Origin of the sequence: Streptomyces afghaniensis, from assembly GCF_044327915.1 — a bacterium.
Taxonomy (GTDB): Bacteria; Actinomycetota; Actinomycetes; order Streptomycetales; family Streptomycetaceae; genus Streptomyces; species Streptomyces afghaniensis.
Genome location: NZ_JBIRGJ010000007.1, coordinates 135,764 through 154,381, shown reverse-complemented (window position 1 = coordinate 154,381; position 18,618 = coordinate 135,764). Strand labels below are relative to the sequence as shown.

The following is an 18,618-nucleotide window of genomic DNA, read 5'->3' as shown; positions in this document are numbered from 1 at the left end:
TTCTCTTCCAAAGAATCCGACGCCGCCGCCGACTTGATCTCGGGAGGCGCAGCATGTGGTGGGTGCCCGGTGCGCAGGCAACGGTTACTTCCTTTGATCGGAATGTTGCGGGTTCGAGTCCCGTCAGCGACTTCGGGTCGCTGTAGCTCAATCGGCAGAGCATCCGGATGAGTCCGTCGCCGACTTCTGTTCTCGGGCACCCACCTTTCTCATGCGCGCTTCCCTCGGAAACCGGTAAAGAATTCGGGGGAATTCATCATGGCGCGATTCAACAGCAAGGCGGCGCGGGCGCGTCCCGTCTCCCGTGTGACGTCCACCGGGCGAGTGCTGCGCACCTACGAGGGCGGCCGGGGCCGGGAGCGCGACGCCCGCTCGGAGCTCTTCCTGCTCGCGGTGTCGAACTTCGTGTCGCAGCAGACCTTCTACGAGACCGGCGCAGACCGAGACGACCGCTTCGCGAAGCTCGTGCGTGAACTCGCCGTCACCGACCCGGCGTGGACGGCCGGCCTGCTCGGCTGGCTGCGCGGCGAGGGCAACCTGCGGACGGCCTCCGTCGTCGGCGCCGCCGAGTACGTCAAGGCCCGCCTGGACGCGGGCGTGACCGGCGACGGCCCGACGGGACGGCAGGTCGTCGCCTCCGTGCTCCAGCGGCCCGACGAGCCCGGCGAACTGCTCGCGTACTGGACGGCGACGTACGGCCGCAACGTGCCCAAGCCGGTCAAGCGCGGCATCGCCGACGCCGTGCGCCGGCTCTACCACGGCAAGGCGCTGCTGAAGTACGACACCGCCTCCAAGGGCTACCGCTTCGGCGACATCCTCAACCTCGTGCACGCCGCGCCGGACCCGGACAAGCCCTGGCAGGGCGAGCTGTTCCGGTACGCCCTCGACCGGCGGCACCACCCCGACACCGCGGTGCCGCCCGCGTCGGACCGCGTCTTGACCGCCCACCGCGAGTTGATGGCGCTGCCGGTGGCTCAGCGGCGCGCGGTCGTGACCGCCGAGGGCGGTGCCGAGCGGCTGGCCGAGGCCGGGATGACGTGGGAGACGCTGGCGGGCTGGCTCCAGGGGCCGATGGACAAGGCGGCCTGGGAGGCCGTGATCCCGTCCATGGGCGTCATGGCGCTCGTGCGCAACCTGCGGAACTTCGACGAGGCCGGGGTGTCCGACGAGGTGGCCGAGCGGGTCGCCGCGCGGATCAGCGACCCGGCGGAGGTCGCGCGCTCGCGGCAGTTCCCCTTCCGGTACCTCGCCGCCTACCAGCACGCGCCGTCGCTGCGCTGGTCGTACGCGCTGGAGCGGGCGCTCGGCCACTCGCTGGCCAATGTGCCCGCGCTGCCCGGCCGGACGCTGGTGCTCGTGGACCGCTCGGGCTCGATGTTCTGGTCGCGGCTGTCCGACCGCTCCGAGCTCACCCGTGCCGACGCCGCCGCGATCTTCGGCACGGCGCTCGCGCTGCGGGCGGAGCGCGCCGACCTGGTCGAGTTCGGATCGACGAGCGACCGCGTTAGGTTCCGCGGGGGCGAGTCGGTGCTCAAGATCCTCGGCCGCTTCGGCGACCTGGGCGGCACCGACACCACCGAGGCGGTGCGCCGGCACTACCGGAAGCACGACCGGGTGCTGATCGTCACCGACGAGCAGTACACGCACCACCACCGCGGTGACCCGACCGAGCAGGTCCCGGCCGACGTGCCGGTCTACACCTGGAACCTCGCCGGATACCGGGCGGGCCACGGCCCGTCGGGAACGGGGAATCGGCACACCTTCGGAGGCCTCACGGACGCGGCCTTCCGGATGGTTCCGCTGATCGAGGCCTCCCGGGACGCCGACTGGCCCTGGGCGGCCTGAGGGACCGTGGCCCGCACCGCGAGGGGAGTGCGGGCCACGATCGTGTCCGGGCCCTTGTTCTCATTGAGGCTGACATCTAACATTTCAGTTATGGAGGCCATCCGGCCCGTGCCCCGGACCCTGCTCAGGGACCGGGCGTACGAGGCGATCCGGGACGCCATCGTGGCCGGGGAGATCGAACCCGGCGCGGTGGTGCGGGACGCCGAGCTCGCGGAGCGGCTGGGGCTGTCCCGGGCGCCGGTGCGGGTGGCGTTCTCCCGGCTCGTGGACGAGGGGCTGCTGGAGAGCAAGCCGCAGAGCTACACCCGGGTGACCCCGCTCGTGGCCTCCGACGTCCGGGACGCCGCCGCCGTGGTCGGCGCCATGCACGAGCTGGTGACGCGGGTCGCCGTGCCCCGGCTGGGTGCCGCGGACATCGAGGCGATGCGCGCCGCCAACCAGCGGTTCGCCGCCGCCGTCGGCACCGGAGACGTGGACGGGGCCCTGCGTGCGGACGACGGGCTGCACGACGTCCTCGTCCGGGTGAGCGGCAACAGAGCGGCGGCCGCGACCGTCGCCCGCTACACCCCGCTCATCCGCCGCCTGGAGCGACAGCGCTTCGGCGAGGGCGGCAGCTGCCGTTCGGCCGGACTGCACGAGCGGCTGATCGAGGCCTGCGCGGCCGGTGACGTGGCCGAGGCGGTCCGCGTCACGGCGGAGATCTGGCGAGGGCTCGAAGAGCTCGCCGACTGAGACCGATCCCCATCCCGTCCCGACCCCGGGAGGACCCATGTCCCTTTCCCCGTCCCCTTCCCCGTCCCTTGCCTCGTACGAGCGTTACCCCCTGCTCTTCGGGCCCTCGCCCGTCCACCCCCTGGAGCGGCTGACCGCGCACCTCGGCGGTGCCGCCCTGTGGGCCAAGCGCGAGGACTGCAACTCCGGTGTCGCCTACGGCGGCAACAAGACCCGCAAGCTGGAGTACCTGGTCGCCGACGCGCTCGCCCAGGGCTGCGACACCCTCGTGTCGATCGGCGGGGTGCAGTCCAACCACACCCGCCAGGTCGCGGCGGTCGCCGCCCGGGCCGGGCTCAGTTGCGTCGTCGTGCAGGAGAGTTGGGTGGAGTGGCCGGACGCCGTGTACGACAAGGTCGGCAACATCCTGCTCAGCCGCCTCGCCGGGGCCGACGTACGGCTGGTGAAGGCCGGGTTCGGGATCGGGTTCAAGGAGAGTTGGGAGCAGGCGCTCAGGGAGGTCGAGGATGCGGGCGGCAAGCCGTACGCCATCCCGGCCGGGGCTTCCGACCATCCGCTCGGCGGCCTCGGTTTCGCCGGATGGGCGTACGAGGTCGCCGAGCAGGAGCGTGAGCTGGGCGTCTTCTTCGACACCGTGGTCGTGTGCTCGGTGACCGGCTCCACCCAGGCCGGCATGGTCGCCGGGTTCGCTGCGCTGGAGGAGGCGGGCGGGCGGCCCCGGCGCGTGCTCGGCGTCGACGCCTCGGCGAAGCCGGCCGCGACCCGCACCCAGGTCGCCCGGATCGCGCACCGGACCGGGCAACTCATCGGCGTCAAGCGTGAGTTGACCGAAGCCGACGTCGAACTCGACGAGCGGTACCACGCGGGCACGTACGGCATCCCCGACGAGTCCACCCTGGCGGCGATGCGGCTCGCGGCCCGGACGGAGGGGATGGTCACCGACCCCGTGTACGAGGGGAAGTCCATGGCCGGGATGATCGACCTGGTCTCGCGGGGCGAGATCGGCCGCGACTCCACGGTGCTCTACGCCCACCTGGGCGGACAGCCCGCGCTGAACGCGTACAGCGCGCTGTTCTGACTCCTGACGGTGGGGGCTCCTTCCCCCGGCCGGGCCCGGGAATCAACCGTCCGTCCCCCGGGTTGTCTGCGGTTACCCGAGACCCCGAAGGAGCCCCCCATGCCCGACGAACCAGCCGTGCGAGAACTCCGCCTGGTCGTCACCGCGGACGACTACGACGCCGCGCTGCACTTCTACCGGGACGTGCTCGGCCTGACCGAGCAGGGCGCGTTCGCGTCGGAGGACGGGCGGGTCACGATCCTCGACGCCGGGCGGGCCACCCTGGAGCTGACCGACCCGAACCACGCCGCCTTCATCGACGAGGTCGAGGTGGGGCGGCGGGTCGCCGGACATGTCCGGGTCGCCTTCCAGGTGGACGACTCCGTCGCCGTCACGGCGAAGCTGGCCGCCGCCGGAGCCGAGGTGGTCGCCGAGCCCACGCGCACCCCCTGGAACTCGCTGAACTCCCGGCTCGAAGCCCCGGGCGCCCTCCAGCTGACGCTGTTCACGGAGCTCGACGGCTGAGGCGCCCGCTCGGTCGCCCCTGCCGGACGGCCTCCCCCGCCGGATAAGGTGCTCAGCGTGTGGACCGACAATCAGGGCGCCGAGCCGGGTGCCGAGCGGCCCGGCAGTGCCCGGCGCCGGGCCACGATCCACGACGTCGCACGACTGGCGGGGGTGTCACGGCAGACGGTCTCCCGGGCGGTCAACGACAAGGGTGAGATCGACCCGGCCACCAAGGAACGGGTCCTGGAGGCGGCCCGGCTCCTGGACTACCGGCCCAGCCGTTTCGCGCGCGGACTCGTCCAGAAGGGGGCGGTGACGGCGGGCCTGGTCATCCCGGACCTGCGCAACCCCTTCTTCCCCGAGGTGGCCGCCGGAGTGCTGGAGGCGGCCGAGCAGCGCGGCTGGCAGGTGGTCGTGTGGGACTCCCGCATCGACGAGGCCAGGGAGCGGCAGGCGCTCGACGTGCTCTCCCACCAGGCGGACGCGGTCGTGGGCTACTTCAAGGACCCGGACGATGTCCTCACCCGGCACCTCGGGGGCGTGCCGCTGGTGCTCCTGGAGCGCGGCCCGCAGCAGACCCGGTTCGCGGCCGTCGGCATCGACGCCGCCACCGGAGTCGAGCAGGGCATGAACCACCTGTTCCGCGCGGGGCACCGCAGGATCGGCATGCTGGACGGCGTGCACGGCCCCGGCCCCCGCAGGCTGGCCTTCCTGGAGCAGGCGCGGCGGCTCGGACTGCCGGCCGACGAGGACTGGGTCACGGTGTGTCCCGAGCACAGCGTGGCAGGCGGCGAGGCCGGCATGGAACGGCTCCTGGCCGCGCGGCCCGAGATCACCGCGGTCTTCGGCTTCAACGACCTGATCGCCGTCGGGGCGATGCGCGCCGCCCGCCGCCGGGGCCGGAGTGTCCCGGACGACCTGGCGGTGCTCGGCTTCGACGGTCTCTCCCTGGGCGAGCTGGTGGACCCCGCCCTGACCACCCTGCACATCGACAAGCGGCGGCTGGGACGGCTGGCCGTGGAGCAGGTGGCCCGGCTGCGCGCGGGTGAGGAGCCGCTGCGGGGCGCGGACGCCTGGGTGGTGCCCGAGCTGGTGATCCGCGCCTCCGCCTGACCCGTCCGGCCTTGGTCCGTGCAGCTCCCTTGACACCGGTTTTCGGGCGTGCCGATACTCGACGGCAACGTTCACGTGAACGTTCACGAGCCCCAGAACCCCCACACCGCGAGACTGTCGGCCCGACCACCACGCACCCGCCGACATCGTTGTCTTCACTTCCCTCACGAGGGGAAGCCTCCCCCCCATCCCCGTGAGATGCGAGTGCGCGCCATGGAACACCGAACGATGTCCCGCAGACGCTTTCTGGGGGCCTCCCTGGGCGGTGCGGGCGCGGGCCTGCTCGGACTGACCGGATGCGGGTCCGCGCAGGGATCGGCCTCCGCCGGCACCGACCACCTGAGCCTCTGGTACTGGAAGGGCTCGCTGAGCGACAAACTGCTCGCCACCGCCAGGCGGGGCGTCCCCGGGGTGCCGGGGCTGAAGGTGCGGGGCTCGCAGATCCCCGACGGCGACATCGACTCGAAGGTGCGCACCAGCCTCGCCGCGCGCGCCTACGTGCCGGACGTGACGGTCGTGAACAGCGACAACCTCGCCACCTTCTTCCCCGACGAGAACGAGTTCCTCGACCTGCGGGAGCTCGGCGCCCAGTCCGTCCGCGACCAGTACCTCGACTGGAAGTGGAAGGCCTGCTTCACCCCGACGGGCAGGATGATCGGCTTTCCGCTGGACGCCGGCCCCACCGCGCTCTACTACCGCAGGGACCTCTTCCGGGAAGCCGGACTGGCCCACGAACCGGCGGACGTCGCCGAGGAGCTCCCCACCTGGGAGAGGTTCATCGCCGCCGGGCGGACCCTGCGGGCGAAGGGGCCGGGCAAGCCCTACCTGGTCAGCAACATCGGCAACGTCTTCCAGCAGGTCCTGCTGCAGAGCTCCCGGCAGTTCGTGGACGCCGACAACCGCTTCATCGGCGACCAGGAGCACATCCGGCGTGCCTGGGACCTGTCCGTGGACATCCTCCGCCAGGGACTCAGCGCCAAGATCACGGACGGCACCCCCGACTTCAACGCGGCCATGAGCGGAGGCCGGATCGCCACGATGACCACGGCGGTGTGGGCCATCAACGGCCTGAAGGACACCGCCCCGAAGACCGCCGGCTCCTGGCGGCTCACCACCATGCCGGACGGCCCCGCCAACTACGGCGGCTCGTACATGACGCTGACCCGCTACTGCCGGGACCCCGAGGCGGGCTTCGCCTTCCTGAAGTGGCTGCTCAGCCCGGCGAACCAGCTGAAGAGCTACCAGGAGATGGCCCTGTTCCCCACCACTCCGGCCGCGTACACCGACCCGGCGATGCACAGGCCCGACCCTTTCTTCGGCGGTCAGCAGCCCATCGACGTCTTCGGCCCGGCCGCCGAGAAGGCCCCGGTCGTCTACTTCAGCCCCTACGAGGAATCCGCCAACACCCCGTTCTTCCAGGAGCTGACCAACGTGGAAATGCTCGGCAAGAACCCCGACCGGGCCTGGCGGGACGCCGTGCACACCGCCGAGACCACGCTGTCCCGGGTGGGGGTGAGCTGACATGGCGACCGTGCTCGAACCGGCCGGAGCACCGGCGGCGAACGAGAAGCCGCCCGCCGGCCGTACGAAACCCACCACCCCGGGCGGACGCCGGCGGCACCTCCCGCCGCTGCTCGCCATCTCCCCGTTCTACGTGCTGTTCGCCGTCTTCGGCGCCTTCCCGATCCTCTTCTCCGTCTACCTGTCCTTCCAGGACTGGGACGGCATCGGCGACATGCGCTACGTCGGGCTCAAGCAGTACGGCTGGCTGCTCCAGGACTCGGTGTTCTGGCACGCGGTGCTCAACACCTTCGAGATCTGGTTCCTGTCCACGGTGCCGATGCTGTTCCTGGCCCTGGTGCTGGCGTTCCTGCTGCACTCTCAGGTCCGCTTCGCCGGTGCCTACCGGGTGGCGTACTTCGTCCCCAACGTCACCTCGATGGTCGCCATGACCGTCGTCTTCGGCTCGGTCTTCGCCCAGGCGGGCCTCGCCAACTCGGCGCTGCGGGCGATCGGGCTGGACGGGGTCGGCTGGCTGTCCTCGGAGTGGGGCATCAAGTCGTCCGTCTCCATCATGATCATCTGGCGGTGGGTCGGCTACAACGCGCTGATCTTCCTCGCGGGCCTCCAGGCCATCCCCACCGAGCACTTCGAGGCCGCCCGCGTCGACGGCGCGAACAGCAGGCAGACCCTCTTCCGGGTCGTACTGCCGCAGCTGCGCCCGGTGGTGCTCTTCGCCGCCGTCACCTCCACCATCAACGGCCTGCAGATCTTCACCGAGTCACAGGTGCTCTTCCAGTCGACCGACGTCGGAACCACGGGCGGGCCGGGACAGGAAGGGATGACCATCGTGCTCTATCTGTGGCAGAAGGCCTTCAAGGAGCACCAGTTCGGCTACGGCGCCGCCATGGGCTGGGTCCTCTTCGCGATCATCGCGGTCTTCACCGTCATCAACTGGCGTCTGGTCGCCGGCTCGGACGACGACCGCCGGCCGGGCATCGCCGGTCTGCTGCGCCGCAAGGGGGCTCGCCGTGGCCGCTGAACAGAGGTCGACCGGGAGCGCGGGCCTGGCCATCGGCTCCGGCAGCAGGCTCAGCCGCATCTGCGTCCGTGCGGTGCTGCTGCTCGGTGTGCTGGTCTCGCTGTTCCCCTTCTACTGGCTGGTGGTGCTGGCCTCCGGCACCACACAGGACATCTACCGCTACCCGCCGAAGCTGGTGCCGGGGCCGCATCTGCTGGACAACATGGGGCGGGTGCTCGACACCGTCGACTTCTTCGGCTCGCTGTTCAACACCGTCGTCGTCGCCGTGCTCGGGACCGTGCTGGTGCTGTTCTTCGACTCGCTGGCCGCGTTCGCCTTCGCCAAGTACGAGTTCCCGGCGAAGAAGTTCCTCTTCGGCATGCTGCTGGTGACGTACATGATCCCTGCGCAGCTCTCCCTGGTGCCGCAGTTCGTGACCATGGCCGAGTTCGGCTGGGCGGGCTCCCTGAAGGCGCTGATCATTCCCGGCGCGGCGAACGCCTTCGGCATCTTCTGGATGCGCCAGTACGCGCAGAACTCGCTGCCGGACGAGCTGCTGGACGCCGGGCGGATCGACGGCGCCGGTTTCTTCCGCCTCTACTGGGCGGTCGTCCTGCCACTGTTCCGGCCGGCCCTCGCCTTCCTCGGCATCTTCACGTTCATCGGCCTGTGGAACGACTACATCTGGCCCCTGGTCGTCATGATCGACCCCGACAAGGTCACCCTCCAGGTCGCCCTGGCGAATCTCAACGTCCTCTACAACACCGACTATTCGCTGGTGATGGCCGGGGCGCTGATGAGCGTCGTCCCGCTGATCGTCGTGTTCCTGATCGGGGCGCGGCACTTCCTGCGGGACCTGGCGGCGGGGGCGATGAAGATTTGAATCCTCCCCTTCCTGAAGGAAGGGGATTCCTGGCTCAGGCTGCCTCCTGGAGCAGCGCTCCAGGAGGTCTTGCGCCATCAGCACCAGCCGGGTTGAGACCAGCCCGGACGAGCATCACGCGTGCGGAGTTCTTGTCCCTTGGGGACACGGCTCCGCATGTGGTGCAGGTGTAGGTGCGCTCACCCAGCGGCAGGGCATGCTTGGCTCTCGTCATGCACTGCGCGCAGTCCATCGTGGTGTGCGCCGGGTGGACCAGGCGGATGTCCCGCCCATGTTTGCGGCCCATCGAGATCAGAGCGGTCTTGGTGGCGCCGATGGCGGCGTCCGCCGCCTTGCGGGCCATGATGGTCTTGGAGAGGAACTTGGGACGGAAGTCCTCAACTGCTACGGCGTCGTGGTCGCGGACCACTTTCTTGGCCCACTTGCGGCCGGTGTCCTGGCGCTGCCGTGCGACCTTCTTGTACGCCTTCGCCCGCAGCTTCTTCGCCTCGCGGTATCCCTTTGACCCGGGCTGCCCCTTCTTCGGCCTGCGACGGGCCATCATGCGGTCATAGCGGGTCAGCTTCTTCTGGGCCTTCCTGCCGTGCCCGGTGTGTGGCAGGTCGTGCGCGTCGGATGTGGTCGTCGCAGTCTCCCTCACGCCCCAGTCGACACCGAGCACCCGGCCGGTCGGCGACAGGGGCTGTACCTCGGCGGATACGACGAAGGAGCAGTACCAGTGCCCGAGGCTGTCCTGGTACACGCGCACCGAGGACGGCTCAGCGGGCAGTTCCCGCGACCACACCACTCCCACGACGACGCCCCCAGCCAAGTGCAACCGGCCGCCCCGCAGGCAGAACCCACGCCGGGTGTAGTTCAGGGTCGGCAGTGTCTCGCGCTTTTTCTTGTGCGTGGGCATCCCCGCCCGGCGTGACCTGGGCAGGCGTTCCTTCATGTCCTTGAGGGCCTTGGCGCGGGAACGGCCGAAGTCGCGGATGCTCTGCTGCTGGACAACCGAGGAGCCCTCCCGTAGCCACGGAATCGTCCTCCGGGCCTCGGTCAACAACGGTCCCACTCCGCCACCAGCGCCCTGCGGGCGGCGGAGGACACACGCAGCCGGAAGGTAAAGCGGGCATGCCCGGCCGCCTCCGAGGCCGCGCCCACGTGCGCCATCCCTCCCCTCCGTAACGACAAGGCATCCCGAACCTTGCAAAAGACCATACGCACGATCTCCGCACACACATTCTGGATCCCGCAGTCACCACCCCGACCAGCGACAGCAGGCACGCGCGTTCGCATCACCACGGAAACACCGGTCAGCGACACGGGCACTCCGCGCCCTGCACAGGATGCGGCGACGTTCCGCGTCGCAACACCCGCATGCGACTCCTCCCCGGCGTGAACGTCGGGGCACCCTTGCGAGAAACAGATGAGGGGCCGGGCTCCTCGGGCTTCGTCTCGGTAAGGTGCGGAGAGGGTCCCCGGTTCGTGAGGAGTGGCTGCATGGCGCAGGTCAGGCCCATGCGGGCGGATGCTCGGCGCAACTATGAGCGGTTGCTGAGCGTGGCCGTGGAGGCTTTCGCCGAGCACGGGGAGGGCGCGTCGCTCGACGACATCGCCAAGCGTGCCGGGGTCGGCTCCGGCACGCTGTACCGGCATTTCCCGACCCGGCACGCGCTGCTGGAAGCCGCGTACCTCGACCGTGTCGAGGCGATCGCGGCCCGGGCCGACGAGCTCGCGGCGGAACTGCCGCCGGGTGAGGCGCTGGTGGAGTGGCTGTACGAACTCGGCGCCGGGATGCTCCGGATGCGCGGCCTCAGGGCCCTGCTGGGCCCGGCCGTCACGCAGAGCGGCCCGGCCGCGGCCACGACCTGCGGCGACTCGGTGAAGAGCGCGGCGGGGCGCCTGGTCCGGGCGGCACAGGAAGAGGGCACGCTCCGGCGGGACGTCGACCCGATCGACCTCCTGCGACTGGCGCACGGTGTGTCGACGGCGGCGGAGCTGGCCGACGGGGAGGGCGGGCACATCCGGCGGTATCTGGCGCTGCTGACGGAGGGCCTGCGGCCGCGGGGCGGGTGAGCGACGGGCCACGCCGGCGTGGCAGGACGGTGTCGCGTGCCCCCGGCGGTCCGGCTCGTGGGACGGGCCCGGGCCGGGGGCGTCGCTTCGTCGCGCGGGGCCGTTACAGAGACTGGGCCGCCGGCTTCACCATTCCCCTGACCGTGCGGGACTTCACGAAGTCGCCGATCGCCGTCATCTCCCACTCGCCGGAGAACTGGCGGATCAGCTTGGCCATCATCACGCCGGTCTGCGGCTCGGCGCTGGTGAGGTCGAAGCGGACCAGTTCCTCGCCGGTGGTGCCGTCCAGGAGGCGGCAGTAGGCCTTGGCGACCTCCGTGAACTTCTGGCCGGAGAAGGAGTTGACCGTGAAGACCAGGCCGGTGACCTCCTGCGGGAGGCGACCCAGGTCGACCGTGATGACCTCGTCGTCGCCACCGCCCTCGCCCGTGAGGTTGTCGCCGGAGTGCCGGATCGCGCCGCCGACGATCTGGAGCTTGCCGAAGTAGCAGCTGTCGATGTGGTTGCGCTGCGGCCCGTAGGCGATGACCGAGGCGTCCAGGTCGATGTCCTTGCCGCGGTAGGCCGGCTCCCAGCCGAGGCCCATCTTGACCGAGGCGAGCAGCGGGCGGCCGCCCTTGACCAGGGAGACGGTCTGGTTCTTCTGGAGGCTGACGCGGCCCTTGTCGAGGTTGATCTTCCCGGCGCCGGGTGCGGGCGGCGGAGGCGTGGCCGGAGCCGCGGGCGCCGCGGGCGTGGTGACGGGCGGGGCCGGCGGAGCCACCGGCGGCTGCGCCGGGGCCGGCGGCGGGGTCACCGGCTGGGCCGGGGCTGCCGCGGCCGGTTCCTCCACCGTGACACCGAAGTCCGTGGCGATGCCCGCGAGGCCGTTGGCGTATCCCTGGCCGACGGCCCGGGCCTTCCACTGGCCGTTGCGCAGGTAGATCTCCACGATCACCAGGGCTGTCTCGTCACCGAGCTGCGGGGGCGTGAACGAGGCCAGGACGGAGCTGTCGTCCGCGTTGCGGATCGTGGCCGTCGGTTCGATGCCCCGGAAGGTCTGGCCCGCGGCGTCCGGGCTCGCCGTGACGACGATCTTCTCGATGCCGGGGGGCACGGCCGTCGTGTCGACCACGATCGCGTCGGGCGTGGCGCCGCCGCCCGAGCGGTACGTCACGCCCGGGCCCGAAGGCTGGTTGTAGAAAATGAAGTCGTCGTCGGAGCGCACCTTGCCGTCGGCGGTGAGCAGCAGGCCCGATACGTCGAGCCGCACCGGGGCGGCGACGTCCACCGTCACGCGGGCGGCGGACAGGGGGATGTTCGAGCCGGGGGTCATAGCTGTCATGACCCGTGAACGAGCGAGGTGGTTTTGCCGTTCCCTTACCTTGCCGCCAATCGGGTCACCGGGCGATCGCGGGGGTCTCAGCGGCGATTGCGGGGGTGGTCCCGGGCGGTGCGTTCGTTGCCCCGCTTGTAGTTGCCGGTCCAGCGGGCCATGACGAGCTGCGGGTCGGAGGTCTCCACCTCGGCCAGGAACTGTGCGGCCCGGGGGCCGTTCAGCGTGGTGGCGGGGCGGCCGTGGTGGGTGATGCGGACGGTTCCGCCCGCGTGCTGCTCGTAAGCGAATCCGTGGGGTCTTGGCATGCCGTGAGCGTACGAGGGGGCGGGGGCAGGCGCCCAGCGGATTTCGCCTGCCCCCGCAGCGGTCCTACGGCACCACCACGATCTTGCGGCCGACCCCGGACGCGAACTGCTCCAGCGCCTGCGGGTAGCGCTCCAGCGGGATCCGGTCGCTGATGAAGATCTCGGGGTCGAGGACACCGTTCGCGAAGAGTTCCGCCGCCCGCTCGAAGCTGTGCAGCACCGCCATCGAACCCGTGATGGTGATCTCCTGGTTGTAGATGCGGTACGGGTCGATCGTCACGCGGGTCGCGTAGTCGGCCACGCCGAACTGGAGGAACGTGCCGGCCTTCGCCACCCGGTCCAGGCCGTCCTGGATCGCCGCCGCGTTGCCCGTGGCGTCGACGACCAGGTCCCAGCCCTGCGGGCGGTCCAGTTCGTCCGGACTCGCCGCCGACGCCGAGACGCCGAGGCGGCGGGCCGTCTCCAGACGGGCCGGGTTCACGTCGACGACGTCCACGCTCGCCGCGCCCGTGCGCTTGGCCAGCTCCAGCATCATCAGGCCCATCGTGCCGGAGCCGTAGATCAGGACGTGCGCGCCGAGGCGGGAGCGGAGCACGTCGTAGCCGCGGACCGCACAGGAGAGGGGCTCCACCAGGGCCGCGTCCTGCGTGCGGACGTGCTCGGGGAGCTTCACGCAGTTCGCCACGGGGGCGACCGCGTACTTCGCCGCGCCTCCGGCCGTCGTGACGCCGATCGCCGCCCAGCGTTCGCAGAGGTTGTTGTGGCCGGTACGGCAGTAGCGGCACTCGTAGCAGTACAGGGACGGGTCGACCGCGACCCGGTGGCCCACCGACACCTCGGTGACCTGGGTGCCGACCCCGACCACCTCGCCCGCGAACTCGTGCCCGGGCACGATCGGCAGCTTCGGGGCGAACTCGCCCTGGAGGATGTGCAGGTCCGTGCCGCACAGCCCGCAGGCCGCGACCTCGACGACGACCTCGCGCGGCCCTGGCGTCGGGTCCGGGACCTCGGCGACGACGGCCTTGCCCACGGACTCGATGACGGCGGCCTTCATTTGACGGCTCCCAACGACAGGCCCTGGACCAGCTTGTCCTGGGCGGCGAACCCCGCGGCGAGCACCGGCAGGGAGATGACGAGCGACGCGGCGCACACCTTCGCCAGGAACAGGCCCTGGCTGGTGATGAAGCCGGTCAGGAAGACGGGGGCGGTCTCGGCGACCACACCCGTGAGCACCCGGGCGAACAGCAGCTCGTTCCAGCTGAAGATGAAGCAGATCAGGGCGGTGGCGGCGATACCGGGGAGGGAGATCGGGGCGACCACGCGCGCGAGGATCGTGGGCAGCCGGGCCCCGTCCACCTTCGCCGCCTCGATCACCGCGACCGGGATCTCGGCGAGGAACGACTGCATCATCCACACCGCGATCGGCAGGTTCATGGAGGTGTAGAGGATGACCAGCAGCCAGATGTTGTCGAGCATCCCGGCGTTCTTGGCGAAGAGGTAGATCGGGAGCAGGCCCGCGACCGCCGGCAGCATCTTCGTGGAGAGGAAGAAGAACAGCACGTCCGTCCACTTGCGGACGCGGTTGATCGACAGCGCGTACGCCGCCGGGAAGGCCAGCAGCAGGACCAGCAGGGTCGAGGCCACCGACGCGACCGTGGAGTTGATCAGCGCCGGCCAGGGGCTCGCACCGCCGCCCGCGCCGAAGAACTCGCGGTAGCCGTCCAGGGTCAGGGCGGCGGCGAAGGACGGCGGGTTGGTCGCCGCGTCCTGCTCGGAGTGGAAGGACGTCAGCGCCATCCACGCGATGGGCAGGAAGAACGCGACGCCGAGCAGCCAGGCCAGCAGGCCCAGGCCCGCACCTTTGCCACGGACACGGCGGACACGCAGGGCGTTCGTGCTCATGCGCGGGACACCTCCTCGCGGAACAGGGACGACACCACGCGCAGGGCGAAGGTCGCGATGACGATCGAGCCGATGACCACCAGGACGCCCGCGGCCGAGGCGAGGCCGTTCTCATGGGCCTGGTAGAAGCTCTGGTAGACGGTGTAGGGGAGGTTGGCGGTGCCCAGGCCGCCGGACGTGATCGTGAAGACCGCGTCGAAGTTCTGGACGATGTAGATCGAGCCCAGCAGGGCGCCCAGTTCGAGGTAGCGGCGCAGATGCGGGAGCGTCAGGTGGACGAAGATCTGCCAGTCGCTCGCGCCGTCGACCCGGGCCGCCTCGATCTGCTCGTGGTCGCGGCTCTGCAGGCCGGCCAGCAGGATCAGCATCATGAACGGCGTCCACTGCCAGACGAGCGACGCCTCGACCGCGAGCAGCGGGGTGTTGGAGATCCAGTCGGGCTGTGGGCCGCCCACATAGTGCAACAGCCCATTGAACAGGCCGTATTCGGGGTTGTAGAGCACATGCTTCCAGAGCAGGGCCGCCGCCACCGGGACCACCAGGAACGGGGCGATCAGCAGCGTCCGTACGATGCCCCGCCCGCGGAACCTCCGGTCCAGCAGCAGGGCGAGCACGAGTCCCAGCACCAGGCTGGCCAGGACCACCGCCACCGTCAGCAGGACGGTCGTCCACACCGACTGGCGCAGGTCCGCGTCGGTGAGGACCTCCTGGTAGTTGCCGAGGCCCGTGAAGTGGCGGGCGTCGGGATAGAGGGAGTTCCAGTCGAAGAAGGAGATCACCAGCGTGGCCACGAAGGGCAGCTGGGTGACGACGATCATGAAGATCAGGGCGGGGAGCAGCGGGGCTCGGGTGGCCCAGGCGCGCAGGCGGGCGGAGGGCCGGCGGACCGGGGTGCGCGTCTCGGGAGCGGCCAGGGGGGCCGTTGTCATGGCGGTCATCGTCCCTCGTACTCCTCGGAGATCTTCTCGGCGAGCGCCTGCGACTTCTTCAGGGCCGACTCGACGGACTGGCGTCCGGCGATGGCCGCGCTGATCTCCTGCGAGACCTTGGTGCCGAGGTCGGTGAACTCGGGGATGCCGACGAACTGGATGCCGGGCGCGGGCCGCGGCTGCACGCCGGGATCATTGGGCCGGGCCCCCTCGATGGCCTCCTTGGTCATCTCCTGGAAGGCGGCGGCCTCCTTGCGGTAGTCGGCGTTGGCGTAGGTCGACGCCCGCTTGCCGGCCGGGACGTTGGACCAGCCGATCCGGTCGCCGACCAGCTGCTCGTACTTCTTGCCGGACGCCCAGGAGACGAACTTCCAGGCGTCGTCGGAGTTGCGGGAGGCCTTCTGGATGCCCCAGGCCCAGGTGTAGAGCCAGCCGGAGGACTTCGTCTTCTCGACGGGGGCCGGGGCGTAGCCGACCTTGCCCTTGACCGGGGAGTTCGCCGCCTCCAGGGATCCGGCCGCGGAGGTGGCGTCGTACCACATGGCGACCTTGCCCTGGGTCATGTTGTTCAGGCACTCGGCGAAGCCGGACTGGGCGGCGCCGGACTCGCCGTGCTCGCGGACCAGGTCGACATAGAACTTCGTCGCCTTCACGAAGGCGGGGGAGTCGAGCCGCGCCTTCCAGTTCTTGTCGAACCAGGTGCCGCCGAAGGTGTTCACGACGGTGGTCAGCGGGGCCATCACCTCGCCCCAGCCGGGCAGTCCGCGCAGGCAGATGCCCTTCATACCGGGCTCGGCGCCGTCCGCCTTCGCCGCGAGGTCCGCCACCTGCTGCCAGGTGGGGCGCGCGGGCATCGTCAGGCCCTTCTTCTCGAAGACGTCCTTGCGGTACATCAGGAACGACGACTCGCCGTAGAAGGGCTGGCCGTAGAGCTTGCCGTCGTCGCCGGTGAGGGACTGGCGCATCGGCTTCAGGACGTCCTGCTCGTCGTAGGCCGGGTCCTTGGCCACATAGCCGTTCATCTCGTGCAGCCAGCCGTTGCGGGCGTAGATCGGGATCTCGTAGTTGGAGAGTGTGGCGACGTCGTACTGGCCGGCCTGGTTGGCGAAGTCCTGGCTGATCTTGTCGCGGACGTCGTTCTCGGGCAGGACGGTGAAGTTGACCTTGATGCCGGTCTCTTTGGTGAAGTGGGCGCGGGTGAGCTTCTGGAGCTCGACCATCTGGGGGTTGTTCACCATCAGGACGTTGATGGCGTCGCCGCCGGATCCGGCCCCGCCCGCGCCGACCCAGCAGCCGGAGAGCAGCGGGGCGAGCAGCGTCCCTGCGGCGGCCATGGCGAGCGTGGCTCGCGGTGGCCGTCGTCGGCTCTGGGTTCGCATGGATCGCTCCTGGATGTATGGGGAGATAAGGGGCATCGCAGGGCGTGGAGGTGCCCTGTGGGGACAAGGGGTGAAGGGGCGGTGGGTGATCAGACCCGGATGACCTGCGGTCCGAGCAGTGAGTAGCGGTGGGCCTCGGCGGCCGGCAGCAGGGTGCTCGTCACGATCGTCTCCAGCGCGCCGACCTCGGCGAACCGGCAGAAGCTGACCGCTCCGAACTTGGTGTGCACGCCCGCGAAGACCGTGCGGCGGGCGGCCCGGATCGCCTGGGTCTTGACCTCGCTGACGGCCGGGTCGGGGGTGGTGAGGCCGTGTTCGCGGGAGATGCCGTTGGCGCCGATGTACGCCAGGTCGACGACGAAACCGGCCAGCATCTTGGTCGTCCAGTGGTCGACGGTGGCGAGGGTGCCGGAGCGGACCCGGCCGCCGAGCAGCAGCACGGACACACTGTCGGTCTCGGCGAGGGCGCCGGCGACCGGCAGGGACGCGGTGACCACGGTCAGCGGCCGGTCCCGGGGGAGTGCCTCGGCGATGAGCTGCGGGGTGAAGCCCTCGTCGACGAAGACGGTCTCGGCGTCGCCGAGAAGCTCGGCGGCGGCGGTCGCGATCCGGCGCTTCTCGGGGACATGGCTGGTGGCGCGGAAGGCGAGCGTCGTCTCGAAGCCGGCGCTCTCCACCGGGTAGGCACCGCCATGGGTACGGCGGAGCAGGCCGTGGTCCTCCAGGACGCGCAGGTCCCGCCGGACGGTCTCCTTGGCCACACCCAGTTCGGCGGCGAGGGCGGTGACGTCGACGGAGCCGGCACGCCGTGCGGTCAGCACGATCTCGCGCTGGCGTTCCTCCGCGGTTCTGGTCATGGCCGTCACCCGCCTTCCTGCTGTGCTGCCCGTTCGGACCCTCGGTGGGTCATGGGGGAAGTTCTACAGCGGGTGTTCCGCGGTGGCCAGGTCTGTTGCGGGCGCGATCCTGCCCGTGTGTGCCCGTTCGGTCGTGGGCGTGCGCGGGCGCTCGCGGGGAGGTCATGGCCGTCTGCGGGTGCGTTGTGGCTGGTCGCGCAGTTCCCCGCGCCCCTCAGGGCGTTGCCCGAATGACCGAGCGGGCAGGCCCGTGTCCTGCCCGCCCGCCCTGTCGCGACGACTCTTTCCGGTCAATACGGCCAGATCGGCGGGTCCGTCACGAAGTGGCCGCCCAGGTAGGCGTGCGCCTCGTTCTCCGGGTCGAGCTCGCCCTGCTCGGCGATGAGCTTCTCCGCCCACGGCTCGGAGTCGTCCTGCGGCTCGTAGCCGAGCGCCCGGGCGGTGGTGAGGTCCCACCACAGCCGGGTGTTGGCGGAGGAGCCGTGGACGACGGTGTGGCCGACGTGCTCGGCGGTCAGGGCCGCGTGGAAGAGGCGGGCGCCGTCGGCGGGGCTCATCCACACCGAGAGCATGCGCACGCTGGTCGGCTCGGGGAAGCAGGAGCCGATCCGCACCGAGACCGTCTCCAGGCCGTGCTTGTCCCAGTAGAGCTGCGCGAGGTCCTCGCCGAAGCACTTGGACAGGCCGTAGAAGGTGTCGGGGCGGCGCGGGGCGTCGACCGGGATCAGGGGGTCGTCACCCTGGGGGCGGGGGGTGTAGCCGACGGCGTGGTTGGAGGAGGCGAAGACGATCCGGCCGACGCCCTCCTCGCGGGCGGCCTCGTACAGGTGGTAGGTGCCCTCGATGTTCGCCTTGAGGATCTTCTCGAACGGGGCTTCCAGGGAGATGCCCGCGAGGTGGATGATCGCGTCGACGCCGCGGACCGCCTCGCGCACCGCGTCCCGGTCGGCGAGGTCGGCGGTGATCGCGTCCGGCGCGCCCTCGACGGGGCGCATGTCGAGCAGGCGCAGCTCGTAGCCGTAGTCCGGGAGCAGCTCCCGCATCAGGGTGCCGAGGCCACCGGCGGCGCCGGTGAGCAGGACGGTGCGGGGAGCGGGCATCCTCGGTCTCCTTGAATCTCCCACCGTGCAGATGGGTGCACGGCATTCATATTCGTGGACACGCTAAGGATCTGGAGCGGAGCCCGTCAAGTATGCCGCGGAAAGAGCGAAT

Annotated in this window: 17 protein-coding genes and 1 pseudogene; 9 read left to right on the top strand and 9 right to left on the bottom strand. The window is 70.5% G+C overall.

All coding sequences use genetic code 11. The annotated features are described in order from the left end of the window. Positions 1 to 258 precede the first annotated feature (258 nt). From ACH4G3_RS26495 to ACH4G3_RS26460, 8 genes are all read left to right on the top strand, one after another. Complete coding sequence (locus ACH4G3_RS26495; protein ID WP_397626855.1) at positions 259 to 1,845, top strand: TROVE domain-containing protein; 1,587 nt, start codon at positions 259 to 261, stop codon at positions 1,843 to 1,845. A gap of 90 nt (positions 1,846 to 1,935) precedes the next feature. Beyond that, on the top strand, positions 1,936 to 2,577 hold the full coding sequence (locus ACH4G3_RS26490; protein ID WP_397626854.1) for a GntR family transcriptional regulator: 642 nt from the start codon (positions 1,936 to 1,938) through the stop codon (positions 2,575 to 2,577). Between the two features lie 37 nt (positions 2,578 to 2,614). After that, positions 2,615 to 3,655: a 1-aminocyclopropane-1-carboxylate deaminase gene (locus tag ACH4G3_RS26485; RefSeq protein WP_397626853.1), complete on the top strand. Its 1,041-nt coding sequence runs from the start codon at positions 2,615 to 2,617 to the stop codon at positions 3,653 to 3,655. A gap of 99 nt (positions 3,656 to 3,754) precedes the next feature. Continuing rightward, positions 3,755 to 4,159, top strand: a complete 405-nt coding sequence (locus ACH4G3_RS26480) for a VOC family protein (RefSeq protein ID WP_020274036.1) — start codon at positions 3,755 to 3,757, stop codon at positions 4,157 to 4,159. 57 nt (positions 4,160 to 4,216) lie between these two features. Next, positions 4,217 to 5,254, top strand: a complete 1,038-nt coding sequence (locus tag ACH4G3_RS26475; protein WP_397626852.1) for a LacI family DNA-binding transcriptional regulator — start codon at positions 4,217 to 4,219, stop codon at positions 5,252 to 5,254. Positions 5,255 to 5,482: 228 nt separating this feature from the next. Then, entirely contained in the window at positions 5,483 to 6,775 is a 1,293-nt protein-coding gene (locus ACH4G3_RS26470) for an ABC transporter substrate-binding protein (protein ID WP_397626851.1), read from the top strand. 1 nt (position 6,776) lies between these two features. Beyond that, positions 6,777 to 7,796 carry a carbohydrate ABC transporter permease gene (locus ACH4G3_RS26465; protein WP_397626850.1) on the top strand — a complete coding sequence of 340 codons (1,020 nt, stop codon included), beginning with the start codon at positions 6,777 to 6,779 and terminating at the stop codon, positions 7,794 to 7,796. Then, a complete protein-coding gene (locus ACH4G3_RS26460; protein ID WP_397626849.1) occupies positions 7,786 to 8,658 on the top strand; it encodes a carbohydrate ABC transporter permease in 873 nt (290 codons plus the stop codon). Before ACH4G3_RS26465 ends, ACH4G3_RS26460 begins: the two co-directional genes overlap by 11 nt. 34 nt (positions 8,659 to 8,692) lie before the next feature. On the opposite strand, the pseudogene ACH4G3_RS26455 reads toward ACH4G3_RS26460, so the two are convergent. Beyond that, a pseudogene (locus ACH4G3_RS26455) lies at positions 8,693 to 9,810 on the bottom strand (RNA-guided endonuclease InsQ/TnpB family protein). Positions 9,811 to 10,140: 330 nt separating this feature from the next. On the opposite strand from ACH4G3_RS26455, the gene ACH4G3_RS26450 reads away from it, so the two are divergent. Beyond that, positions 10,141 to 10,716 carry a TetR/AcrR family transcriptional regulator gene (locus tag ACH4G3_RS26450; RefSeq protein WP_397626848.1) on the top strand — a complete coding sequence of 192 codons (576 nt, stop codon included), beginning with the start codon at positions 10,141 to 10,143 and terminating at the stop codon, positions 10,714 to 10,716. 103 nt (positions 10,717 to 10,819) lie between these two features. Here ACH4G3_RS26450 and ACH4G3_RS26445 read toward each other — a convergent pair whose 3' ends face one another. The 8 genes from ACH4G3_RS26445 to ACH4G3_RS26410 form a co-directional block, all read right to left on the bottom strand. Beyond that, a complete protein-coding gene (locus ACH4G3_RS26445) occupies positions 10,820 to 12,031 on the bottom strand; it encodes a TerD family protein (protein ID WP_397627238.1) in 1,212 nt (403 codons plus the stop codon). 86 nt (positions 12,032 to 12,117) lie between these two features. Then, on the bottom strand, positions 12,118 to 12,339 hold the full coding sequence (locus ACH4G3_RS26440; protein WP_306968023.1) for a hypothetical protein: 222 nt from the start codon (positions 12,337 to 12,339) through the stop codon (positions 12,118 to 12,120). 64 nt (positions 12,340 to 12,403) lie between these two features. Then, positions 12,404 to 13,393 (bottom strand): zinc-dependent alcohol dehydrogenase family protein, encoded by a 990-nt coding sequence (locus ACH4G3_RS26435; protein ID WP_397626847.1) that lies wholly within the window; start codon positions 13,391 to 13,393, stop codon positions 12,404 to 12,406. Next, a complete protein-coding gene (locus tag ACH4G3_RS26430; protein ID WP_354739251.1) occupies positions 13,390 to 14,241 on the bottom strand; it encodes a carbohydrate ABC transporter permease in 852 nt (283 codons plus the stop codon). The genes ACH4G3_RS26435 and ACH4G3_RS26430 overlap by 4 nt, the downstream gene beginning before the upstream one ends. Continuing rightward, entirely contained in the window at positions 14,238 to 15,179 is a 942-nt protein-coding gene (locus tag ACH4G3_RS26425; protein ID WP_397626846.1) for a carbohydrate ABC transporter permease, read from the bottom strand. Before ACH4G3_RS26425 ends, ACH4G3_RS26430 begins: the two co-directional genes overlap by 4 nt. Beyond that, positions 15,176 to 16,549 carry an ABC transporter substrate-binding protein gene (locus tag ACH4G3_RS26420; protein WP_397626845.1) on the bottom strand — a complete coding sequence of 458 codons (1,374 nt, stop codon included), beginning with the start codon at positions 16,547 to 16,549 and terminating at the stop codon, positions 15,176 to 15,178. Before ACH4G3_RS26420 ends, ACH4G3_RS26425 begins: the two co-directional genes overlap by 4 nt. Positions 16,550 to 16,638: 89 nt before the next feature. Beyond that, positions 16,639 to 17,406 (bottom strand): DeoR/GlpR family DNA-binding transcription regulator, encoded by a 768-nt coding sequence (locus tag ACH4G3_RS26415; protein WP_397626844.1) that lies wholly within the window; start codon positions 17,404 to 17,406, stop codon positions 16,639 to 16,641. Positions 17,407 to 17,696: 290 nt separating this feature from the next. Further along, positions 17,697 to 18,506 carry an NAD-dependent epimerase/dehydratase family protein gene (locus ACH4G3_RS26410; RefSeq protein ID WP_397626843.1) on the bottom strand — a complete coding sequence of 270 codons (810 nt, stop codon included), beginning with the start codon at positions 18,504 to 18,506 and terminating at the stop codon, positions 17,697 to 17,699. Positions 18,507 to 18,618 lie beyond the last annotated feature (112 nt).

Excerpts from the sequence above, each read along its gene's own strand:
- ACH4G3_RS26425 (WP_397626846.1), bottom strand. The coding sequence starts at position 15,179 with ATGACCGCCATGACAACGGCCCCCCTGGCCGCTCCCGAGACGCGCACC.
- ACH4G3_RS26480 (WP_020274036.1), top strand. The coding sequence starts at position 3,755 with ATGCCCGACGAACCAGCCGTGCGAGAACTCCGCCTGGTCGTCACCGCG.
- ACH4G3_RS26495 (WP_397626855.1), top strand. The coding sequence starts at position 259 with ATGGCGCGATTCAACAGCAAGGCGGCGCGGGCGCGTCCCGTCTCCCGT.
- ACH4G3_RS26470 (WP_397626851.1), top strand. The coding sequence starts at position 5,483 with ATGTCCCGCAGACGCTTTCTGGGGGCCTCCCTGGGCGGTGCGGGCGCG.
- ACH4G3_RS26465 (WP_397626850.1), top strand. The coding sequence starts at position 6,777 with ATGGCGACCGTGCTCGAACCGGCCGGAGCACCGGCGGCGAACGAGAAG.
- ACH4G3_RS26430 (WP_354739251.1), bottom strand. The coding sequence starts at position 14,241 with ATGAGCACGAACGCCCTGCGTGTCCGCCGTGTCCGTGGCAAAGGTGCG.
- ACH4G3_RS26420 (WP_397626845.1), bottom strand. The coding sequence starts at position 16,549 with ATGCGAACCCAGAGCCGACGACGGCCACCGCGAGCCACGCTCGCCATG.
- ACH4G3_RS26435 (WP_397626847.1), bottom strand. The coding sequence starts at position 13,393 with ATGAAGGCCGCCGTCATCGAGTCCGTGGGCAAGGCCGTCGTCGCCGAG.
- ACH4G3_RS26415 (WP_397626844.1), bottom strand. The coding sequence starts at position 17,406 with ATGACCAGAACCGCGGAGGAACGCCAGCGCGAGATCGTGCTGACCGCA.
- ACH4G3_RS26490 (WP_397626854.1), top strand. The coding sequence starts at position 1,936 with ATGGAGGCCATCCGGCCCGTGCCCCGGACCCTGCTCAGGGACCGGGCG.
- ACH4G3_RS26445 (WP_397627238.1), bottom strand. The coding sequence starts at position 12,031 with ATGACCCCCGGCTCGAACATCCCCCTGTCCGCCGCCCGCGTGACGGTG.
- ACH4G3_RS26485 (WP_397626853.1), top strand. The coding sequence starts at position 2,615 with ATGTCCCTTTCCCCGTCCCCTTCCCCGTCCCTTGCCTCGTACGAGCGT.
- ACH4G3_RS26440 (WP_306968023.1), bottom strand. The coding sequence starts at position 12,339 with ATGCCAAGACCCCACGGATTCGCTTACGAGCAGCACGCGGGCGGAACC.
- ACH4G3_RS26410 (WP_397626843.1), bottom strand. The coding sequence starts at position 18,506 with ATGCCCGCTCCCCGCACCGTCCTGCTCACCGGCGCCGCCGGTGGCCTC.
- ACH4G3_RS26450 (WP_397626848.1), top strand. The coding sequence starts at position 10,141 with ATGGCGCAGGTCAGGCCCATGCGGGCGGATGCTCGGCGCAACTATGAG.